Annotated in this window: 18 protein-coding genes and 1 pseudogene; 5 read left to right on the top strand and 14 right to left on the bottom strand. The window is 40.0% G+C overall.

Features of this window, described 5'->3' with window-relative positions; all coding sequences use genetic code 11:
- The 3 genes and pseudogenes from B0I21_RS20210 to B0I21_RS17775 form a co-directional block, all read left to right on the top strand.
- On the top strand, window positions 1–305 hold a 305-nt coding region (locus B0I21_RS20210; RefSeq protein ID WP_166637894.1), incomplete at its 5' end, for a hypothetical protein.
- Between the two features lie 10 nt (window positions 306–315).
- Window positions 316–975: a hypothetical protein gene (locus B0I21_RS17770; protein WP_133641843.1), complete on the top strand. Its 660-nt coding sequence runs from the start codon at window positions 316–318 to the stop codon at window positions 973–975.
- A gap of 628 nt (window positions 976–1,603) precedes the next feature.
- Window positions 1,604–2,857 (top strand): annotated as a pseudogene (locus B0I21_RS17775) (IS3 family transposase).
- Between the two features lie 390 nt (window positions 2,858–3,247).
- On the opposite strand, the gene B0I21_RS17780 reads toward B0I21_RS17775, so the two are convergent.
- The 6 genes from B0I21_RS17780 to B0I21_RS17805 all read right to left on the bottom strand — a co-directional run bounded on the left by B0I21_RS17780 (window position 3,248) and on the right by B0I21_RS17805 (window position 7,847).
- The gene (locus tag B0I21_RS17780) at window positions 3,248–3,628 is read right to left on the bottom strand and encodes a hypothetical protein (RefSeq protein WP_133641844.1); all 381 of its coding nucleotides are present in this window, start codon (window positions 3,626–3,628) and stop codon (window positions 3,248–3,250) included.
- Window positions 3,625–4,473: a thiol-activated cytolysin family protein gene (locus B0I21_RS17785; RefSeq protein WP_133641845.1), complete on the bottom strand. Its 849-nt coding sequence runs from the start codon at window positions 4,471–4,473 to the stop codon at window positions 3,625–3,627. Before B0I21_RS17785 ends, B0I21_RS17780 begins: the two co-directional genes overlap by 4 nt.
- Window positions 4,474–4,575: 102 nt before the next feature.
- Window positions 4,576–4,770: a hypothetical protein gene (locus tag B0I21_RS17790; RefSeq protein WP_133641846.1), complete on the bottom strand. Its 195-nt coding sequence runs from the start codon at window positions 4,768–4,770 to the stop codon at window positions 4,576–4,578.
- Window positions 4,770–5,780, bottom strand: a complete 1,011-nt coding sequence (locus B0I21_RS17795) for a thiol-activated cytolysin family protein (RefSeq protein ID WP_133641847.1) — start codon at window positions 5,778–5,780, stop codon at window positions 4,770–4,772. The genes B0I21_RS17790 and B0I21_RS17795 overlap by 1 nt, the downstream gene beginning before the upstream one ends.
- Window positions 5,767–6,894: a thiol-activated cytolysin family protein gene (locus B0I21_RS17800; RefSeq protein WP_133641848.1), complete on the bottom strand. Its 1,128-nt coding sequence runs from the start codon at window positions 6,892–6,894 to the stop codon at window positions 5,767–5,769. Before B0I21_RS17800 ends, B0I21_RS17795 begins: the two co-directional genes overlap by 14 nt.
- Window positions 6,891–7,847, bottom strand: coding sequence for a hypothetical protein (locus B0I21_RS17805; RefSeq protein ID WP_133641849.1), 957 nt, complete (start codon window positions 7,845–7,847; stop codon window positions 6,891–6,893). Before B0I21_RS17805 ends, B0I21_RS17800 begins: the two co-directional genes overlap by 4 nt.
- 1,208 nt (window positions 7,848–9,055) lie before the next feature.
- Between B0I21_RS17805 and B0I21_RS17810 the strand changes: the two genes are divergently transcribed.
- Both B0I21_RS17810 and B0I21_RS17815 read left to right on the top strand, forming a co-directional pair.
- Window positions 9,056–12,292 (top strand): SusC/RagA family TonB-linked outer membrane protein, encoded by a 3,237-nt coding sequence (locus tag B0I21_RS17810; protein ID WP_133641850.1) that lies wholly within the window; start codon window positions 9,056–9,058, stop codon window positions 12,290–12,292.
- A 16-nt stretch (window positions 12,293–12,308) separates the two neighbouring features.
- Entirely contained in the window at window positions 12,309–13,844 is a 1,536-nt protein-coding gene (locus B0I21_RS17815) for a RagB/SusD family nutrient uptake outer membrane protein (protein ID WP_133641851.1), read from the top strand.
- Between the two features lie 195 nt (window positions 13,845–14,039).
- On the opposite strand, the gene B0I21_RS17820 is transcribed toward B0I21_RS17815, so the two are convergent.
- The 8 genes from B0I21_RS17820 to endOF3 form a co-directional block, all read right to left on the bottom strand.
- On the bottom strand, window positions 14,040–14,483 hold the full coding sequence (locus B0I21_RS17820) for a DUF3347 domain-containing protein (protein ID WP_133641852.1): 444 nt from the start codon (window positions 14,481–14,483) through the stop codon (window positions 14,040–14,042).
- Between the two features lie 11 nt (window positions 14,484–14,494).
- Window positions 14,495–15,247 (bottom strand): hypothetical protein, encoded by a 753-nt coding sequence (locus B0I21_RS17825; protein ID WP_133641853.1) that lies wholly within the window; start codon window positions 15,245–15,247, stop codon window positions 14,495–14,497.
- Between the two features lie 58 nt (window positions 15,248–15,305).
- Entirely contained in the window at window positions 15,306–15,524 is a 219-nt protein-coding gene (locus tag B0I21_RS17830) for a heavy-metal-associated domain-containing protein (RefSeq protein WP_133641854.1), read from the bottom strand.
- Between the two features lie 161 nt (window positions 15,525–15,685).
- Entirely contained in the window at window positions 15,686–16,030 is a 345-nt protein-coding gene (locus B0I21_RS17835) for a four-helix bundle copper-binding protein (protein ID WP_133641855.1), read from the bottom strand.
- A 115-nt stretch (window positions 16,031–16,145) separates the two neighbouring features.
- A complete protein-coding gene (locus tag B0I21_RS17840) occupies window positions 16,146–18,563 on the bottom strand; it encodes a heavy metal translocating P-type ATPase (protein ID WP_133641856.1) in 2,418 nt (805 codons plus the stop codon).
- Window positions 18,564–18,648: 85 nt separating this feature from the next.
- Window positions 18,649–19,212: a helix-turn-helix domain-containing protein gene (locus B0I21_RS17845; RefSeq protein WP_133641857.1), complete on the bottom strand. Its 564-nt coding sequence runs from the start codon at window positions 19,210–19,212 to the stop codon at window positions 18,649–18,651.
- 348 nt (window positions 19,213–19,560) lie between these two features.
- Window positions 19,561–19,998 (bottom strand): toxin-antitoxin system YwqK family antitoxin, encoded by a 438-nt coding sequence (locus B0I21_RS17850; protein ID WP_133641858.1) that lies wholly within the window; start codon window positions 19,996–19,998, stop codon window positions 19,561–19,563.
- A 277-nt stretch (window positions 19,999–20,275) separates the two neighbouring features.
- A complete protein-coding gene (gene endOF3 / locus B0I21_RS17855; protein ID WP_133641859.1) occupies window positions 20,276–21,253 on the bottom strand; it encodes an endo-beta-N-acetylglucosaminidase F3 in 978 nt (325 codons plus the stop codon).
- Between the last annotated feature and the right edge of the window lie 518 nt (window positions 21,254–21,771).

The following is a 21,771-nucleotide window of genomic DNA, read 5'->3' on the forward strand; positions in this document are numbered from 1 at the left end:
ATATTTACACCATTACGATAAAGGATGCACAGCTATTCGCATATATGACAAAAGAACTTTACGGGGAAAGGCAAATTGCTGAAAATATTCGATATACCGATTATTCACTCGAAGCTTTTGACAATTTGCATGGTGACCCGAACAGTAACTTGGATATTCAAAGAAGTCAAGAATCGGCACTACTTCAGTTGTTTGGAAAAATGTTCAATTTAAATAAGCAGAAACTCGGAGATACGGATCAGAACGAAGCGGTAAAACGTGATTCAGAAGGAAATATACTCGTAGAAGACCCGTGCAAACCTTAAATACAAATTGATGAAAAAGATTGCAACAAGCTTGTTACTACTATTGTTAAATTTGGCAAATTCATTTGCACAACAGGACATCTTAAAACATGTAAACAGCTATCACATAAAGCCGGAAGGCTACCTTACCGATCTTGATACGATCATCGCATTAGATAATACTATAGCAAGGCAAATTTATGCTCCTGGCTACGAAAGCATGATTGAAAAGTTAAATCCAGGGCGTGCTTATTTTCGCACGCAATATCCTTCGACAGGGTTGGTTCAGCCTTATGGGTTGGCTCAACCTTGTCTAATATCCATATCATGGTATCCTCAATCTTCGCGATTATCGACAACCACCATCGAGGAACAGACCACGAAACTTTTTAATGCATTTACTGTACCAGAATTTATGGATACACGGGTCATACGGTACATTAAAAATGATACTAAACATGCCGGCTATATGTACAATACCAAACACCATATTGTATTTTTTGTCATCCTTTCGATGGAAAAGCGGGAGCTGGTTCGGGGGACGATAAAGATCAATCCAACCAGTGAGCAAATGAGGGAAACATTTGTTAATGCATTCATCAATAACCTACAGTTTGAGCCTTATTCTCCTACTGTAGCCAACCCAGAACCTCCAATAAGTTCAGGGGTAAACAGCCGTAAAAAAAGGTAGAGATCTGCAAATATTAATACGTTACATCGGTCATTTTTATACGTATCTGATATTGGATGTTAGTTATCAGCTGTATTCACAAATAAGAGATAAAGCTGATGATGGGCTAAAGAATAATCTAAATAACGTTTTTAAGGGACAAACGGAATATATGAACGTCCTAACTAGGAGTGCAATTACATGTTCAAAACAAAATAGTAGAAAAAAACCTCCTATATGGGAGATCATTTGGTTGATTGAGAAAGGGTGCGGATTTATTTTCGCCCCTTTTTTTTGTCGCATACTTCCTATTCTTTGCGCGTGACTATCCCGAGCTCAAAGCATCCTTCGAAAGCAAAACATTCACCTCTCCGATACAACTAACTATTACCAGATTGTTTAAATATTCAGAAAATTGGAGATATAGATCAGAATGAAGCGGTAAAACGTGATTTCTAAGTAAATATAAATGCATAAGACCCCTGCAAACCATAAATACAAAATGATGAAAAAGATTACAACAAGCTTCTTACTATTATTATCTACTGTGGCAATTACATTTGCGCAACACTGTAAATCGTCAGCAAAAAGTGGACACGTTATTTTAAAAACATAAGGAGTGTTTTCATCAAAAACATTAGATTTAAATATGGGAACATCAAAGAAAAATAGCACAGAATCCTTTGTAAAAGATATTCGTAAAAATACGCGCAGTATCTTTACCGCTAAACAGAAGATTTTGATCTTTATGGAGGGTCTTAGAGCCGAGACCTCTGTGGCAGAACTATGCAGAAAGCACAGTATTGCCCAGTCTCAGTTCTACGCCTGGAACAAAGAGTTTATGGAAGCAGGCAAGAAGCGTCTGAACGGGGATGTGACCAGAGAAACATGCTAGATTAATCCATAAATACGGAAAATATATGAGATTATCAGCGGCAGAAAAATACGAGATCATACAAACCGCCACCAGTAGTGAGATCGGTGTGAAGCGGACACTGGAAAGCTTCGGCATCCATAGAAGTACATTCTACAAATGGTATCAGAAGTATCTTCAGAACGGTTATGACGGCCTAGAACAAGGCCATAGAGTATCTAGAAGACAATGGAACAGCATTCCGGAAGAACAGAAAGATCTAGTTGTTGAAGTTGCTTTGGACCATACGGAGTTATCCTCCCGGGAACTGGCCCACAAAATCACCGATGAACAAGGTGTGTTCATATCAGAATCCAGTTTCTATCGGATATTGAAGCAGCGGGATCTGATCCCTGCGCCGAATCATATCCTTATCTCAGCAGCAAATGAGTTCAAGGATAAAACCAGCTTTGTGCACCAAATGTGGCAGACCGACTTTACGTATTTTAAGATTATCGCTGGGGATGGTACTATCTGAGCACGGTTTTAGACGATTACAGCCGCTACATTATCCATTGGGAGTTATGCGATTCAATGAATGCAGAAGATGTGAAAAGAACAGTAAATACCGCTATCGAGAAGGCAAAATTAAAATCTAAAGCAAAGCCAAAGTTACTTTCTGACAACGGCCCCTGTTATGTCTCAAACGAGCTCAAAACATACATGAAAGAGGATCTGAAGATGAAACAGGTTCACGGAAGACCGATGCATCCGCAAACGCAGGGGAAAATTGAACGGTACCACAGAACGATGAAAAACGTAGTGAAATTAAACCATTTTTATCATCCAGAAGAACTTGTCGAAGCCTTGGGAAAGTTTGTGGACAACTATAACAACCGACGTTATCACGAATCGCTCAATAACCTGACACCAGCGGATGTTTATTATGGACGATCTGGGCAGATCATCGAAAAAAGAAAACGTATAAAAGCCGAGTCAATACAGCAAAGAAGAAAATTGTACAATCAACAAAAATTAATAAATTTATAACGCAAAATACTCCTTAAGGAATTCGACTTATGTGTCTAATTTAGTTTGAAGACATACAGATATAATCAGTCGGAATGTCAAGCCACTCCGTGTGAATTCTGGGTTTGATATAATGCTGATAGGTTTCTTGCTCTATTTTGTCTAAAAATCTATTTCCATTCCCTTTGCCTGGATGTTAATAAATAATCCTATTTGATCTTCAAATTCATCGGCTTGGGTCAATAAAAGCTGACCTGATTCAATTTTTAAGTCAATTTCTTGACCATTATACTTTATTCAAAAATAGTTACTTTCCATATTCAAACTTCAAATTTTAAAAATTTATACAAAAATCTGTAACTTTCAGAGCAGATCATTAGGGTCAATCTCGCTACTTGCCACATATTTATATTACAAGCCCTTTTTATAACTTCCATCTGCTGGTATGCTTAAATTATTAATTAACAATACCGGTTTTCGAACCATTGTATGGCTAGGCACAGTATTATAAAAGGGCTTGGGGGCAGTCACTGGAACCATGGTAAACCCCGTACGATTGGAGCCATCCCTTTCATGCCGGATTACTTGATTAATAAAAATTGGCGTTGCGACAGGCAATTGAATAGGAATGCGTGCTCTAGCGTCTGCAAAGAATGTCAAATGTAACTCATGTCTTGGAGCACTTGGAATTTCCGGATCTAGTCTAAACTCTTCTTTTACAAAGAAAGGCTTAAACGGAATTTGAATTGAAAAATTGTTAGTTATTGCTTGGTTCGTATTGGCAGACCTCATCTTAAATGAAATCGGCCCCCCCGGTGTTGATGGGGAAAATGTGTTCCCGTTTTGATTAGGCTGATAAGTTCATCGAAAGACCCTATTTTCCTTCTAACACTTTCACCAGTTATACCTGTAAAGAAAATTTGCAAATCAGCGTTCTGGATGATATTTTTTTCATCGGAAGCTAATGATTGACTTCCACTTACCAGCCCTCCCATTACAGAGAAGGCTTTATTAAAAGTTGTTTGCAAAACTTCTGCATCCTGTTCACTTTCTATCAGTAATACGCCTTTTGAACCATACGCCACTGAATTGATATAAGCGGGATATACATTTCCCAACAGATCCAAATTTAAATTTTGATACAGTTCGCCTGATTCTGGAATGTCCATATCGACGGTAAAATTTGTTTGCGTAAAGGAAGCTATGAGCCCATTTGTTTTTTGGATACGTCCAGAAAAGGCAGTTGCACTACTATTCGAAGCATAAAATAGTGCTCTTACATCTACGTTAGATCCGAATACAGTTTTTACTTCATTATAATAACTGAATTCTTTAATTTCGTAACGGAAAGTGCTGTTTTGCATATCGGAGAGATTATTTTCCTGCATGATATTACTGAAAAATTTAGTAGTAGCCATAATGTCCGGCAAATAGCTGCCGGACACAGTCTTGGCAGGAAAAGATACAGAGGCAAATATCGGCCTGCTTTCGTAGTGGCCTTCCCGTTCCGATAATGGCGTAAAGGAAAGATTCTGCAATGTGTTCCCCTGTATCAGACTTCCTAAATGAAAAACATCTCGTCTACCTAACCATTCGGGAATAATTACGAACTCGTCAGCATAGCCTTCAATTGTCATCCCAGGTTGAATTCCTTCTGCCCAGAATTGACTATCCGTAATATAGACTGCCCCATTCCTGTCGGATCTCCTGGCTGCTAGTAGTCCTCCGTTTGAAAAAAGTTATTGTGGCGCCTTATACTGATTTCCTATATTTTGATGAACCATACCGGTAGAACCAGTTAGCAATACATTATCGAACTCCGGCTCTGTACTTGTTTGGTTTGACAGCTGTTGTTCAATTTCTTTCGTGCAGGAGAATGTCGCGAATACAAACATACAAGCTATAAACGACTGCATTTGATGTCTTTTTTTCATTAATATTCAAATTTAAAGAATGAATAATCGGGTAGATGGCGACATCTAAAAGATATCGGGAAGCCGGGATTTTCAGCGCTGAATGTTCCTAGATCTTTAATGTAATTAATGAAGCTATCATAACCTTCCACACGCGTGACGGATCCTGAATTGCTTCCGCCGACTAAGTAGACTTGGATAGTCGAATTGTTGATAATATGTATTTCCCGCTCCGTTAAGCTTTCCGTTGTTTTTTTGAAGATCTTCCTTGTTACCTTTTCGAAAGCCTTATTTGTTTCCTCTGTAGTGTAATCAGACTCTATTGCAAGAATTCCTTTTTGACCATACGATATAGAACTGATATATACAGGAGTTGTCGTCTCGGCAATCAGCTTTTCAGCCGAATTCAGTGCAATCAATTCATTCGCGCGCGGCAATGACATGTCGATAGTAAAATTAATAAGCTCGAAGCCCATAACGATGTCATATGTTTTTTCGATGACAGTCAATCGGTTTATAACAGAGGTATTGCTAGTTGAGAATAGACTACGCGTATTCACTTCATAACCAAATTCTTTTTTGATCTCGTTATAATCAAAAAAAGGTCTCTGAAAAAATAAAAAAGACGATACTTCGGTTCCGGCTGTAGAGCTCTCCCGCAAAATGTCCTGAACGGCTTGTCTGAAAGTGGATAACCTAGGTACGGGAATTTCTTTTGACAATGTACCTGCTATGGAAGTGCTAACAGTTATTGGTAGCTTCGGATATCCGGTGAGCGGTGCAAATATGCCGTTATTGATAATTTGTTGCCCATTCAGCATAGAGCCCAGATAGACCAATTCATAATTGTGATCCATAACCGTCATTTCGGAAGAAGAATAGGTCGTAACATCTTCCACAGATGCTTGTGACAAACCTTCGGTAAATGAAGTTGGATCTAAATCAATCTGACTACAGCTTTGAAGTAAAAAAAGTAGCATCGTTGCTTTTAGGAAAAATAGGCCGAAAGCAACATTTTTAGTTGCTAACATCGATCTTAAAGACTGACTTGAACAAAGAAAAATCTTTTAAGTTCCTCATACGAAAAGAAATGGGGCCACCATAGGAATTAGAAGCGACAGCTGCTCCTTCCAGTATCGCCGCTTTAAACGCCTCGTATCCTTCGACCGTTCGTGCGTACGCAGGACCCGGACCAAATTTCATATAAATTGTGATCTTAGCTCGGTCTAAAATTGCTTTTTGCTCGGTCGTAACATGGGCGTCAGCTTTGACAACGCCAATATTTACACCAGCTTTGAAAGCAAGATTGAATTCTTCGTACGATACGTCAGTCTCTGCCATAAATACCCCCATCCGTCCATAAGTAACAGAGCTGATGTAGGTGGGAACATATTCATCTTGCAAGGCATTGGCATCATCTATTCCGATAAGCTCCGTTTTCTTGGGCAGAGACATATCCAAGGTGAAGTTTTCTTGTACAAATTTAGCAATGACCCCCGTTCTATTACTAATCTTTGTCCCTCCGCCAGTAAGCGCTGCATTTGCAATTTTGGCAACATCAACATTCGCACCGAATGAATACTTCAATTCATTATAATCTTTAAATTCGCTCGATGTATAGGAAAAGCTATTTATCTGCTCGATGTTTCCTTGACGTCCCAATACCTCCCCTAAAAAATTCCGTGTTTCATCAAGGCTGGGATAGTCGTTCGTTCCGGAAACGTTCGATCCAGGTATCGATAGGCTTGCCCGTATAGGTAAAGGATCATAGTCTCTAGCCGATAGTGGGACGAACGGATATTCATCGATGATGTCGTTACTCCTCAATATTGCACCAGGATAGATGATGTCGGCAGTTTCGTCAGAAACCATAATATTGCTCGATTCCACAAAATAGGTTTTTCCTTGCTGATTGGCCCATGCGCTATCCCGTACAGTGCTATTTGATTTTAAAGACTTAGAAGTTTGCTTGTTCGATATACCGGATAGGTCTATCATCGGGTGATCTGCAATTTTTCGGTTCTGAAAAACCTGCAAGAGATCGTCTTGATCGCTTTTATCAAAACCGGAATAGGAATCTTTTTGACAGGATGCTATACCCAATCCGAGTATAACTAAAGACAGCATTTGAATTTTCATTTTCATTGGGAGAATTTTAAACTATTTAAATATTTGGTTTTTCTGAATTGATCATTATTTGCGCTATGTGTACTTAATTCGAATTGGATGGGTCTACCGTAGGAATTTTCATCAAATTTAAGCTTCTCAACGTCGATGGAAAGCTGTATATATACTACTATTTTGTTGTAATTATCCTCAGCCTTATTAAATTTTTCCAGTTCGAGATCGGAATGCCCATAGAAATAGAAATGTACAATAGCCTTGCTTATCGCGTCACGCTCTGGGAAAGACAAATCAATATTTTTTGATATTTTCAAAACAGCCAATTTCACCATTGCAGCCTCACCGTCCACTGCCATCAGCGCTATTTTGCCGTAGTCGACAAAATTTATTCGAGAAAAATTTTCTGCCAAAACATTCTCCAAAGGCACGTAATCTGTATAATCCCGTTCCATAAACGTAGACCTGAATCTAAGTGTCCAATTAAAGGCATAGTAAAGCAATCCTTCTCCACTTAAATTTGGATAATTAGACGATTTGATCTGGAAAAGCTTTTTAATATCCACGTCCCTGCCAAAAAGTAGCTTTAGATTTTCGTAGTCGTAAAAGGAGTAGATATAGTCCCGGTGGCTGTAGTATCGAAGATCTCCTGCTCGCTGCAGAAATGTATGGATATGCTGTTCCTGAGTTTTAAAATCAGGCAATAGGAAATCTTGAAGTACATAACTTTGATCATAGGCATTTAGCGCAAATCGCGGTATCCGGCGACTATTGACCGGTAATAGGTTTTTTTCTGCATACAGACTATCGAGAGATTTTGACGAAACCAACGCACCCGTAATAGGGTAGACATCGCCTTGCTGATGCGGATACAAAAACCAACGATCTGCAGCGTGGCTAAGATTGAATCCTGTAATCCTTGTCCTATCCGTATTCCATAGCGTATCTTCGATTGCGTAACTACCTATAGCTGCCATTTGCCCAAAATCAAATTTCTTGTAGTCGACCGACACTGGGACAGTATTTACTTTTCGGGAAACTTGAGATATGGGATCATCTTTTGCACACGAGCATAGAAGGCAATTTACACACACAAAAGCGATGCTAAGCGATATAATGACTAAGATCTTCATACTCTATCATACAATATATTCCAAGGTGTATCTTTTAAAAAAATTTATTACATATCAATCGATTGCATAACGCCACCGGGAGAATAACTTTGTAAAAATCTATATATCAAATGGTTAAATAAACGAAGTCGTGCTTCGAAAATTAGCATCATAATAGTCAAGCTTGGATTTTCCTGCCACCACCTACAGGAAATCTTCGTGCTCTAGTCTACCAAGTGATTTCTTATAAGACGGTAAGTTCTGACTTTGTCCTGACATTTCATTTTAACGTATTATATCTATGAGCCGTTATTAATTGCTACATCAATATTTGCTTTGTAAGTAGACCACTTTTCCAAAAGCTGTGATTGGATGGAGGATTATCTGTTGGTATTTCCCGGATCTGGAGTGTACCGTTTCCACCTGATATTCGTAAGGCCATCTATTGACCTACTTGGAGATAAACTCCGATCCTGTATCCACTTGGATTTCCCTACACATGGCGGCAAACTTTATAAATCGAACATCAATAATATAAAATCACTTTTCCGTAATCTCTCTGGCCACCAGACCTTTTACCCCAGCGAATATGAAATGCCAGAACAAAGGCCGTGACAACAAAGTTAATTTATAATTATCTCAATATCAATCTTTTAATATATTCATATAAATGAATTTAATAATTATTAGGGACATTTAATATTTTGAATCGTCCTAGATACAAGAGTTCTGAATAGAATAAGAAGAGGTTAAAGCATTCTTGGAAGAAGGTTGGTGTAACGTTCATTTTTCCTTTAGCTGTGATTCTTAAAAATTATGAATGAAATAACTAATCTACTATCGGATGGACACAATTTTAGCGGGGATTTTCAGCCTTATGTTGGAGATAAATTCATATTCCTGAACACAAGAACCGTATTGCTCGTTTAGAATATCCCAGCGAAGATGTTGCCCGGAAATGGACAACTCCATACAGAGGAAACCAAGAAATAAGTTGATTGTCCGATACTGTTCTATCGCCTGACTACATTCCAATAATTTTTTGACGTCTTATATAATAGCAAAATCAAATAATGAGAAATAGTAGAATTTTCCTACGTTACTTTTGCACACTGGCTTTTGTTTTTTTGATTGCAAACAGTCTCTTTTGTCAACAAGATGAATCGGATTTACAATTCTCGTTGAAAGGTAGGGCTGTTAATGCGGCCGGTGATCCACTCAAGGGAGCATCCATCTTCGTTATAGACAAAGCTGGAAAGCGGACGGGCATGCAAACGGTAAGCAAAGAGAATGGTGAATTCGGTATTGCAAAAGTGGCCGAAGGGGCCGTTATCGAAATATCATATGTCGGATATCTCGTCCAACGTCTCAGGGCTAAGCCTGATCTGGGCACGATCACCTTAATACCCAAAGCAAATCAACTGGATTCTGTTGAAGTCGTAAGTACGGGATATCAGCAGATTTCCCGAGAACGCGCAACCGGCGCATTTGGAATTATTAAACCGGAGGCATTGGAGAGTAAGCTTTCCTTAACGACGCAGAATCTTATAGAAGGCCAAGTTGCCGGCCTAGTGGTCGATAAAGATGGTGGCATGGAGGTGCGTGGTATTGCAACATTTCGTGCTGAGCGCAAGCCACTGCTGGTCGTGGATGGATTTCCTTTCGAAGGAGATATCAATAATATAAATCCCAACAATATTTCGCAGGTAACGGTTCTCAAGGACGGCGTGGCAGCATCGATCTATGGTTCCAGGGCGGCAAATGGTGTCATTGTAATCACCACGAAAAAGGGATCAGGCGCCAAGCCGAGACTATCCTATAACGGCCTGGTCAACATTGTGTCCAAGCCGAACCTCAATGGTTTGAACAGAGCCTCTTCGAGCGATTACATTGATGCGGAACTAGATCTATACCGACAGGATATCAATGCTCCCTCAACCGTTTCTTTATCCAATATGAGCCGGGTGACCTATCTGATGATGCAGCTACGCGAAGGGAAAATATCGGAAGAAGAAGTCTCGAGGGAGATTGAGTCTTTGAAAAGTGTAAACGGAGTGAAACAAATCGAGGATCATTTTTTTCGGAATGAAATTAACCATCAGCACAATTTTCGTTTGGATGGTGGGGCAGAACGTTACAACTACAACATTGCCATGAATTTACAAAACGGGAGGGATAATTTTATAGAAAGCAGCAAGGATAGATTGTTACTTGACATCAAGAACCAGATTCATTTAACTTCTTTTCTATCGACCGAACTATATGCAAATGTCGTCTACAACCGATCAAAAAGCCCCCTTCTACAGTATGGTGATTTGATGAGCTACTCGAGGTCTTCTAATTTGCAGCCTTACACCTCCTTGGTCGATGCACAGGGAAATCCTGCAGCGGTTTGGGGCATAAGCCAGTATAAAGCGGGAATATATGCCAATACACCCGGTATGAAGGATTGGTCTTACGTACCGTTGGATGATATTGGAAAAGAAACCGTGAACACGGGAAATTTCCAGACTAGAGTGGGAGGAACAGTTCGTGCACAACTTATCGAAGGATTATCTTTAGAGATTGGTGGAACTTGGCAACGAGGAAATTACAACAGCGTCCAACTCCGAAGTGCAGAAGCCTATATCTTGAGAACAGGCTACAACGATGGCACATCTATTTCAAATAACGCTTATCACTATCTACCTGACGGCGATGTTATTAATGAAAGCAGAAACATCAATGAAGATTGGACGATCCGTACGCAGGCGTCATATATCCGGAATTTTCACGGGACAAGGCACCGAATCAATATGATGTTCGGTAACGAGGTGCGTAAGGCCACATTCAATAACAATGCTATCGGTACCAGGGTAGGATATAATGCAATAGCAGGATCTTTCATTCCCATGAACAATCGTGACTATAATGCGGGGGTTTACGATTCGGATATGCTCGTTGGACGTGTGCTAAATTTGTCTTCAGGCAAATATTCATTTAGGGACGATCGCTTTGCTTCCTGGTATGGCAACGGCTCCTACGAGTATGATAACAGATTTATAGTCAGTGGAAGCATCCGTTTGGATTTGACCAATTTCTTTGGGACCGATGATCGATACAGGTATCGTCCTTTATGGTCCGTAGGTGGAACCTATAAGCTTTCTGATGAAAAGTTTTTCGATACATCTTGGATAAATAAGCTGTATTTAAGGTCATCATATGGTATCAATGGGAACATAGCCCTGACGGAAGGACCCTTCCTCATTCTTTCTGTATATGATTTTGACAAGGTCACAGGAGGTGTACCGTACGACGTAGAATCTCCCCCAAATAACCAGTTGAGATGGGAGAAAACCGAAAACATAAATTTCGCTGCCGATTTTTCTTTCTTTGGCAATAGACTGAATGGCAGCGTTGATTATTATCTTAAAAATAGTTCCGAGCTGTTGGCGCCGGACGCAAACGATCCTACATCCGGTTTTTCTTCGATGACCCGAAATGTAGGCGCGATGTTGAATCGGGGAATCGAGCTAAGCCTGGATATTGCGGCGATAGGGAAAGAAGATTTCCGTTGGAACATACTTCCCAATATTACCTACAATTATAACCAAGTAAAGTCATACAACGTCCGTCGTGATTATGCGGGCAGCTACGTTAGATCTTATGGTATATTGGTAGAGGGCTATCCCGCCGACGGGCTATGGGGATATCGATTTGCAGGTCTGAACGAGCTCGGGGAAACGCAGGTATATTCCGCCGATGGAAGGGTCATAAGACCTGGAAATGCGACACCTGCCGATGTCGTTTACCAGGGAACACTGCGGCCGAAATTTGATTTATCGCTAACCAACAGGATTCACTACAGGGGGTGGGACTTGAGCATGATGTGGATTGCAAAATTCGGAAACAAATATCGTAGAGATGCATTTTCGGGTACGAACTATATAAATAGACACGTCTCGGAGAGATGGCGGAATCCTGGCGATGAGCTGCATACGATCTATCCCGTATTACGAAATTCCAATTCAGATAATTCATACTTCCCTTACATTGATAAGCTTATTGGCAATGCCAATTATGCCAAGCTCAGAGATATAACGCTATCCTATAATCTGGGCAGATATTTTAAAAGGATCGGATTAGGCGATGCAAAAGTTTTTGTCCAGGGAAGAAACCTGGTCACCATCACAGCAAAGGGAGTCGACATAGATCCGGAGACAGCTCAAGTTAACGAGAGTGGTGCTACAAGTCAAATGCGCGAGCAGGGGTTTACCTCCCTGCCCTTGCCCCGTTCTTATTTTATGGGGATTTCTGTATCATTTAATTAAACAGTAAGTATTAGTCATGAAAAATATATTCATATTTGCCCTCGTTTTTCTCCATGTTTCCTGTAAGGAATTTCTGGATGTAAAGCCAGTTGGACGTCTTATTCCCTCCCAGGTCGAAGATTTTGAAAATATCCTGAACAGCAGCACTACATTGGACTATCATTTTTTTGACAATAACAGGGGCAGCTCTTATGCATTTTTAGGAGATAATTTCACAATCAGTGATAACCAGGCTCGATTTCTTTATGTCAGTACGCATCCAAATATTGACCGTTATGCTGCATTTACATTCTATCGGCCTTATTTGGATCCCAATAAGCCACAATACACTTGGGAATGGGGTATATATAGTGCAGTAGGTCTATTCAATACCGTGATTTCCGGTGTAGCTGAGCTAAAAGCTACAGAAACTGAGCTGGGTAAGACCGTCGTAGCCCAGGCCAAAGCTGGAAGAGCTTGGTCATATATGGTCGCTACAATGGGATATGGACCTATTTACGATCCCAATGGTGATAACAGCGCAAAGGTGCTTCCATTTAGGGTCTCTGCGGATCCATCCAGCGCAAATCCCCAGCTATCGACCACCCGGGAGCTATTTGATCTTATCGAGGAAGATCTCCAGGCAGCGCTGGACGCCCCCGCTCAGGTTTCTAATCCTAGCCGTGCCGACAAGACAGCTGTTTACGGGTTAAGGGCAATGTTTTACATGTATAAACGTGATTGGGCTGCGGTGGTCCAAAATGCAAACGAAGCTTGGGAACTGGCCATAGCACAAAAAGGAGGACCGGACGGACTGATCTATGACTACAACACCTTTTCCTACAACGTGCGTACGGGGGCATCTCCCCCACCTGGGGTCGATGTGGAGGTCAGCTCAGAACTGGTCGGTCCCGACCAGAACCTGCAACAGACTTACCATAGGGAAAATTTATTTTACAGAATAGCTCCCCAAGGAACGGAAGCATATCCTTCTGATGATTTTTTGGACAATTTTGATAAAGAAAACGATCGTAGATATCAACTTTTTGCACTTAAATCGTTGGGCTACAATACCAAACAAGGTGTTAACACATACAGTGACGGCGTGGTAATAAAGTACTATAAAGGCGCCAAGATGAATATCAACCAGGGCCTAACTTACCCCGAGCTGATTTTGATGCGGGCGGAAGCAAATGCGAGGCTAAACAATCTTCCTGAAGCGCTTGCCGACATCAATCTATTGCGAAAGTATAGGTATTCCGGGAACAACAGAGAATTGGCCAATGGGACAGAACTAAACCAAGACCAGCTGCTGCAGGAGATCCTAAACGAGCGTCGTCGCGAGTTACCAATAGAATCCTTTCAACGTACTTTTGATATAAAGCGGCTTGCTTTGGACACGGGTAAACCTTGGTGCAAGAGCACAGTCGTGCATAGGATTGGCGACAGGGAATATACCGCGCCGGTCAACAACGAATTTTTCAGTCTGCCAATTTCCAACATTATCATACAATTTAATCCGCAATGGGGCCTGCCCTTGGACAACAGGCCCTACTTGCCAAAAGATCAATAAATATGAGAAAATTGCCATTCCCTACGCGCCGGGTTTGGTGCTTGTTTTTATACGGAACAGTAGAGCTTAGCAAAAATTAACACGCATGACAGCAAACAAACTCCGTATATCGGTGCTCTATCTCCGATTCATAGAGATCAGGTGCGGTAAACCCCGACTTCAGGTATTCAGGTTGCTAGGCAATGCCGGTTCCAATTATTTTTTCGTTTCTGATACTTTGCCGCAGGTAAGCATCGATGCACCGTAATAAGGGTTTTTGATTTCTTTTTCGTTGCTCAACCAATAAGCGTTCTTCATCGGACAGTATTGGTAGTAAATGGTGTGATTTACCTTATCGGAGTTTTTTAACCATTTCCACATTATCATCGAAACATTCTTGAATTCGGCTCTTTGTTTTTCTATGCCATTGGCTTCGTTTAGCCTCTCTGCTGCTTCCAGCAATTCGGCTTTTTGTGTGAAGTTTTCCTCGCTTTTTAAGGACTGGTACAGTGTATGAACAGCTTCAGAGGCTGCTTTACCGTCACCGTTTACCAACGCATTTTTTACGCCGATGTAATTGCCTAATAATTTGTCTGTATTTTGGGAAAACGCTGAAAATACTAACAGCGACATTGCCAATGCTAAAAATGACTTTTTCATATTTTTTAATTTTAATGATCATGTGCGTGATGCGGATTTTTTCCATCGTCTTTTGGTTTACCCTCTGTTACTTCAACGGTAAAATCAGCGATATGTACCTGTTGCGCTACTTTGAACTGGATCCACATCCTATATATACCTGATTTCTCAATATGCGTTTCTGCATAAATTGGATAATTTCTTTCTGAAATGGAGTGGATATGCAAAAACTCCTTGCCAACTTTGCGAATCATCACAATATGAGCAAATGCACCCAAAAACTGTTGCAGGTCACTTTGGTGCATTTTTTTTCCATTCTCTTCAACTGATACTTCCAAAGGCTGTGTTCTGTTCGTTTTAAAATTGCTTCCGTTTTCGAGGGTTATTATGTAACCGCTTACTTCCGACACCAACTTACTTGAAATTTCTTCATGATTTGACATCGTTTTCCCTTTTACTAGAATTTCGAGCTTCTTCACGGTCTGCTCAGCTCCAGATGGCTTGAAATCAGCAAACAGAAAGAACTTCCCGCCGTGAGGAAATACTTGTGTTAAGGTAAATATTCCATCCTTCTGTTCCACGGGGTGCGCGTGGCAGAACCAAGTTAAATCCTCATCGACAGCCAATAGGTGTATTTTCATTTCGTGGAAAACATCCAAAGGAACGACTTGACCATCTTGTTCAATAGAAAATTTAAGGTTTACGCTCTTTCCCGCTTCAACTGTTTGTGGCGAATTAGTTAGCTTTACCTGAAATTCAGCTGAAATATGCTGTTGGTTTCCCATATCTGATGATTTGTTTTTGATTGTCTTTTAAACAGTTTATCTCTATCGGAAATAGTTGTTAGTTTAAAGGCTCCGCTTTAAAGCCTTTACTGTTAATAATACTTATTACTTCATCTTCAGTAATGCCCTCCGATTTTACGGTTAGGATCTTATCTGCATTGGTGGTATCTACGTCCCACTCGCAAATGCCGTCCGCATGATCCAAATCCGCCTGCACTTTAGATACACATCCACCGCAATTGAGGTTGGTCTTAAATTGAAATTTTTTATTTTCCATTTTCTTGATATTTTATTTAATTAAAAAGTTATTTTGGATTTTATTTCTGACTTTTACTGATTTCTATTTCAACTAATAAAGCCACTTTTACCTTTTTTATCAAAACGGTTTAAAAGATAAAAGTGGCGCCGTTAGCGATTTTTTCCTACAGGATTTTTTTGCTATACGGTTGCAAGCATTTCTTCACAAGCCTTTGCACATTCACGGCAGGCATCAGCACACTGCTTACAATGTTCCATACCCATTGCTACGTGTTTTTCGCATTCATTGGCACAGGCATTGCAGATTTCTATACATGCCTTGCAAAGCTCTTTACTGAATTTTCCGTCAAGGCTCAATACATTTACTGCTGCCGAACAAATGGCTGCACATTCCAAGTTGAGCTGAATACACTTTTTCAAATGTTCAATATCTTTTTCGTTTAAACAGGCTACTGCACATTGATTACAGATGACCACGCACTGTTGGCAAGCCTCAATACAATTTTGAAATTTTGTCTGTATCATAATACTTATTATTTTGTGATATGTAAAGTTCCCTATTCTTACAGCGATAGGCATTGTGTTATTTTGGATTTAATTTGTGATTTTTACGGATTGTATTCTACAGGTTGCTACAAGTTTACTTTTTCCACTTCAACCTCAAACTATTACTTACTACACTGATGCTGCTCAATGCCATTGCCGCACCTGCTATCATCGGATTTAATAGAAAGCCGTTTATTGGATACAGAATACCTGCGGCAATGGGGATACCAATCAGGTTATAGATAAATGCCCAGAACAGGTTTTGCTTAATAGTGATTACGGTCTGCTTTGACAATCTTATCGCCTGCGGTATCTTGGTCAGGTCTGATGAAATAATGGTCATTTTAGCCACGTCCATTGCAATATCCGACCCCTTTCCCATAGCGATACTTACATCGGCTGTTGCCAAAGCTGTACTATCGTTGATGCCATCGCCTACCATGGCTACGACTTTACCTTTGCTTTGCAACTCCTTCACAAAGTCGGCTTTGTGCTGTGGCAATACTTCCGCTTTGTAGTGGTTGATGCCGGTCTGTTCTGCAATGGCTTTGGCTGTCGCCTCATTATCGCCCGTGAGCATATACAAATCAATTCCCATCGCCTGTATTTCCGTTATAGCTGCTACTGATGTTTCTTTAATCTTGTCAGCTATAGCTATTACGGAAAGCGCGTGCTTGCTGTCTGCAAACCAAATAACGGTTTTCGACAAATGTTCCCATTCATCGGCTTGCTGCTGCAATTCCTCTGCAATATTGATGTTGTTTTCAGCCAATAGATTTTTATTGCCTACATAATAGGTTTCGTTGTTGTGATTGGCTGTGGCTCCCTTACCTGTAATGCTGTCGAAGTTTGATAAAGCGATGGCCGATATTCTATCCAAATGTTTTACCACCGCTTCTGCTAATGGATGTTCGGATTGTTTTTCTATACTGTACAGAATTTGTTTTTCCGCATCATTTTCATTCAACCATTTTTCGCCTGAGACTTCCGGTCTGCCCGCTGTTATCGTTCCAGTTTTATCGAGGATAATGGCATCTACTTTTTTGGCTAATTCCAAACTTTCGGCATCTTTTATCAAAATCCCTTTTTCTGCACCTTTGCCTACCCCCACCATTATAGCCGTTGGAGTAGCCAGTCCCAACGCACAGGGACAAGCTATAACCAATACGGTAACCGCAGCTAATAATCCCTGTACTATGCCCTTATCGCCGCCAAGCACAAACCATAAAATAAAAGTAAGAAGAGCAATGCCTATCACGACAGGAACAAAAATCCCAGCAATCTTATCTACTAATTTTTGTACCGGAGCTTTGCTTCCCTGTGCATCCTGTACCATTTTGATAATGTTGGCAAGCATTGTTTCTTTACCTACCTTGACAGCTTTAAATTGAAAGCTGCCTTTTTGGTTAATTGTTCCTGCGAAAACTTTTTCATTTTCTTTTTTCAATACCGGAACAGGCTCTCCGCTTAACATACTTTCATCCACGTAAGAGCTGCCCGATGTAACCATCCCGTCCACCGCAATTTTTTCGCCTGGCTTTACGAGGATAACATTGCCCGCATTTACATCTTCAATAGGAGTTATTTTTTCCGCCCCGTCCGCCTGTACCACGATCACGGTTTTTGGCTGCAAGCCCATCAGCTTTTTAATGGCTGATGAGGTATTGCCTTTGGCTTTTTCTTCCAATAATTTGCCCAACAGGATGAATGCGATAACAACGGCTGCTGCTTCAAAATAAACGTGAGCATGTAAATCTCTCCGATGCCAAAAATCAGCAAACAACATATTGAACACGCTGAAACCATAGGCGATGCCTGTACTCAACGCAACCAGTGTATCCATATTGGCAGAACGGTGCTTTGCCTGTTTCCACGCATTTACAAAGAAATCCCTGCCCAACCATAATACCACAGGTGTGGAGAATGCCCACATTATTTCATTGCCGTAGGGCATATCCATAAAGAACATACCAATGACAACTACAGGCAAAGACAGGATAGTTGCCCATAAGGTTTTAGTTTTTAGCTTTTGAAATTTCTGGGCGTGAATTGCTTCTAATGTTTCCTGCTGTTTGGTTTCATCTTCCAGCAATAAATCATAACCTACGGACTGCACGGCTTTTTGTAGTTTAGCAGCATCGGTCATAGTGGGCAAATATTCCACCGTAAGATTTCCGGTAGCAAAATTTACCGATGCGTTTACTACGCCGGGTTGATGCTTTACAATGCTTTCCGCACTGCCTGCACAGGATGCACAGGTCATACCCAATACAGGAAAGGAATTTTTTACGGTGGAAATTCCATAGCCTAAATCTTTAACTGCTTTAACCGCTTGGCCTACTGCTTTGTTGTTTTTTACGGTGATAACCGCTCTGCGGTTATTCAGCTCCACACTGTGGGTGTCTATACTTTCTATCTGCGCTAACCCCCTGTCAACGATTAACGCGCAATGCTCGCTTTCGACATCTTCCAACGGAAGATAAATGATTTCTTTATTATTATTCGTTGCCATATGCTGTATCCTTTGTTAAGTACTGCAAAATTGACAATTATATCAGGGGCGTTTATTGTGGAATTTTGGATTTGATTTGTAACATTTACAATTTGTCCAATGGTTTTCTTTTATCCTCTTTTATTTGCTTGAAATGGCTAGGTGTCAGTCCTGTTATTTTTTTGAACTGATTACTCAAATAGGCTACACTCGAATAGTTCAGGCGAAAAGCAATCTCACTTAATGAAAGTTCATCATATACCAATAGTTCTTTTACCTTTTCAATCTTTTGAGCGATGAAATATTTCTCGATGGTTGTTCCCTCTACTTCAGAAAACAGATTGGACAAATAATTATAATCATGATGTAACTGCCTGCCTAATATATCAGAGAGATTGGTTTTGGTGTCAGTTTCCTGATAATGTACAAGGTCAATGATGATGTTCTTTATTTTTTCAATAATGCGGCCTTTTTTGTCGTCTATAAGCTCAAAGCCCAAGGAAAGCAACACATCTTGCATTTGTTTCTTTTCTTGGTCTGTAAGCTCCTTGTCTACTATGACTTCGCCGAGACGGATATTTTTAATATCTATACTTAGTTTGTCGAATTCATTTTGCACCACCATAATACAGCGGCCGCAAACCATGTTTTTGATGAAAAGTGTTATCATAGCTGTTGTATGCTCGCACCGTATATTGAAAGAATTTTAATATTCAAATTTACGATTTTCAAATTGCCAAAATAGCGACAAAAAGAAAATTGGTATTGCAGTATTTTGGAAATGATTTGTAAAATTTACGGCTTGCCACTACTTTCTTTCTGTATTATAGCTATTTGGCCATCATTATAAGCCAATACTGTAGATTCCCGATCAACTGACAATACGTTTCGGCCGATAATTCGGCCAGAAAAAAAAGGATCAAAGTTTCCGTTATGCGAGATTTCGTGTGTAGGTTTAACTTCAGAAAACAATAAAAAAAGTGATACCAACAAGGTTAGGGATATCTGCTTTGAAAAATTAAATTGTTTTGATATTATCTACATAATACTCTACCAGCAACATGTGTCCATTCAGGTCATAGATAATGAAGTTCCCATTTTTTTTTCCATTTCTGTAGGTCATTGTTACTCTGTGCACACCACCTATGAAAACTTTCGTAACACCGTCCAGCTTGCCGTTTTTTAAGTTATTTATCACACTGATGTTTCCTTCATCATCAAAAAGGCTGACGTTTTCGCTTCCATCGGATCTATAAACGACGTCACTGACCAGACGATTTTCTTCGTAAATCTTTTGGTTTAAACGGATTCCATTTTCGTAAATAGACACGACGTCACAGTTACCTTCGGACCAGTTAAAAGTTCCGGAAAACGGCTCCTTCAAGTTATCTTTTCTGTAGCTTAAACCGTTCAGAACAATCAATTCGAGTGGAGCGTTCGTTAATCGATCGGACATATGTGAATAAGATATTTTATAAAAGGGATTCATAGTCGTTCATCTAATGACTGATGCAAGAGCCGTGTCCCTATAGATTATATCCAACCAAGCGAAGTTATATCCAACCAAGCGAAGACTTCTATAAAAAGAAATCAATTAGAACTCATATAAAGCTCTCAGAAGTTAGACAATTCTTTATCGCTTCATAAAAAAATTATCTCTAAATCTGTGCGAACGTGTAAGACAGTGGTTTTTTATATATTTCTTTGAGTAAAATGTCCAACCTTTCGTTATCTTATCGGTTCGCCGAAATAGCGTTTAACACCAGTTTGGCATCTTGAGGTTTAGAATTGTAAGTATAAACCATCATTCCACCTTTTTTTCCTTGTGTTGGCGTCCATTCGGCAATCTTTAAATCCTCTTTAAGGGACCTGCCCCCTTCGATATAGGAACCAAAAACTATTTTGGAAGCAGGTATTTTATTGACACTGGTCACATAGTTCATCATAAGTTGACATTGCTCTAAGGTGCGATCATACGATTGTATTTGAAAATAATTGAATGCATCTCCAAATTGTTCTGCAATCTTATTCCACGAATAGATATCCAGTCCGCTGGCCGTATGCAATTGCTTATTGCCAGGGGCTTTGAGCCCAAAATATTTGGTCAAAGCTGCTACACAGGACATAAATTCAGGATTGGCATCCATCGCACTACTATACCAACCACGATAACCAATTTCTTCATATTTTGGAAATGGCGGAACAGGGTTAGGTCTTCTTCCACTATGTTCGATATCAAGACTGATTCCATCCAATTTGTGTTTGTCCAGTAATAACGTCTTCAAGTTGTTTGCCCAAATCTCTGGTGTAGCATAACCATCGGGTTTTGCGTCTTGCCAACTAGCGTCATCGTCCACGTTCTGCAGTACTTTTATGCCTCTTTTTTGGAGTGTTTTGATATCGTCAAAATAAGCTCCATATGATTTATAGCTACTCATCATCCCCGTGCCGGCAGGATACTTTAAGGTATCTTGATATTGCCAATATTTAACACCAAAAAGGATAACCATGTCGACACCATCAGGTATATCCTTTAGTTTAAAATCTGGATTACGGCCATCAGTTATATAGTAGGCAATAAACTTTTGCTCGTTGTTTATCACCGCGGTATTCGCTTCTTGAAGTTGAATAACTTCACTCTTGCAGCCATAAAATATGGAAAGAAACACGATAGCCGTAGCAATAATTTGACTTTTTTTTATATTTTTCATATCATTTTGTTGTTTGTGAAAAACCGAGTAGCTTGTATTATAGACGGCCGAAATAACAAATTGTCCCGATATAATTTGAACCTCTCCGTATATTTTGCAATTTCGGCTTCCCTCCTAGATATGTAGGGCTAAATGCGTAGGTCTGTTGCAAATACCAAAGCCCGTTTTTCGGGATTACAAGTTTTAACTACCTACCCTTTTTTGGCGCATCTCCATAAGAAAGGGCAACGAGCGACTCCAAAACATGATAATAAAATAATTTATAAAAAATTACAGTGGCGGATGTCGCTTACCAAACTAATCCCGTTGCGCACCAAAACAATACATCAAGAAGTTATAATAAAAAATTTAAGGACAATTTCACCTTTCAACCGACCTATTTAAAGTAGGTAATCTAGGAACAGTTAATCTGGCGTCATACAACAGCTCCAAGTCATAAAGCTGCTCGGAGATTTTAGAAATGAAAACTTAATCGAAAAATCCATCTAAACGCGGAGTATCCTAATTTAGAAAACTTA

The organism is Sphingobacterium paludis (assembly GCF_004364125.1).
GTDB classification, from domain to species: Bacteria; Bacteroidota; Bacteroidia; order Sphingobacteriales; family Sphingobacteriaceae; genus Sphingobacterium; species Sphingobacterium paludis.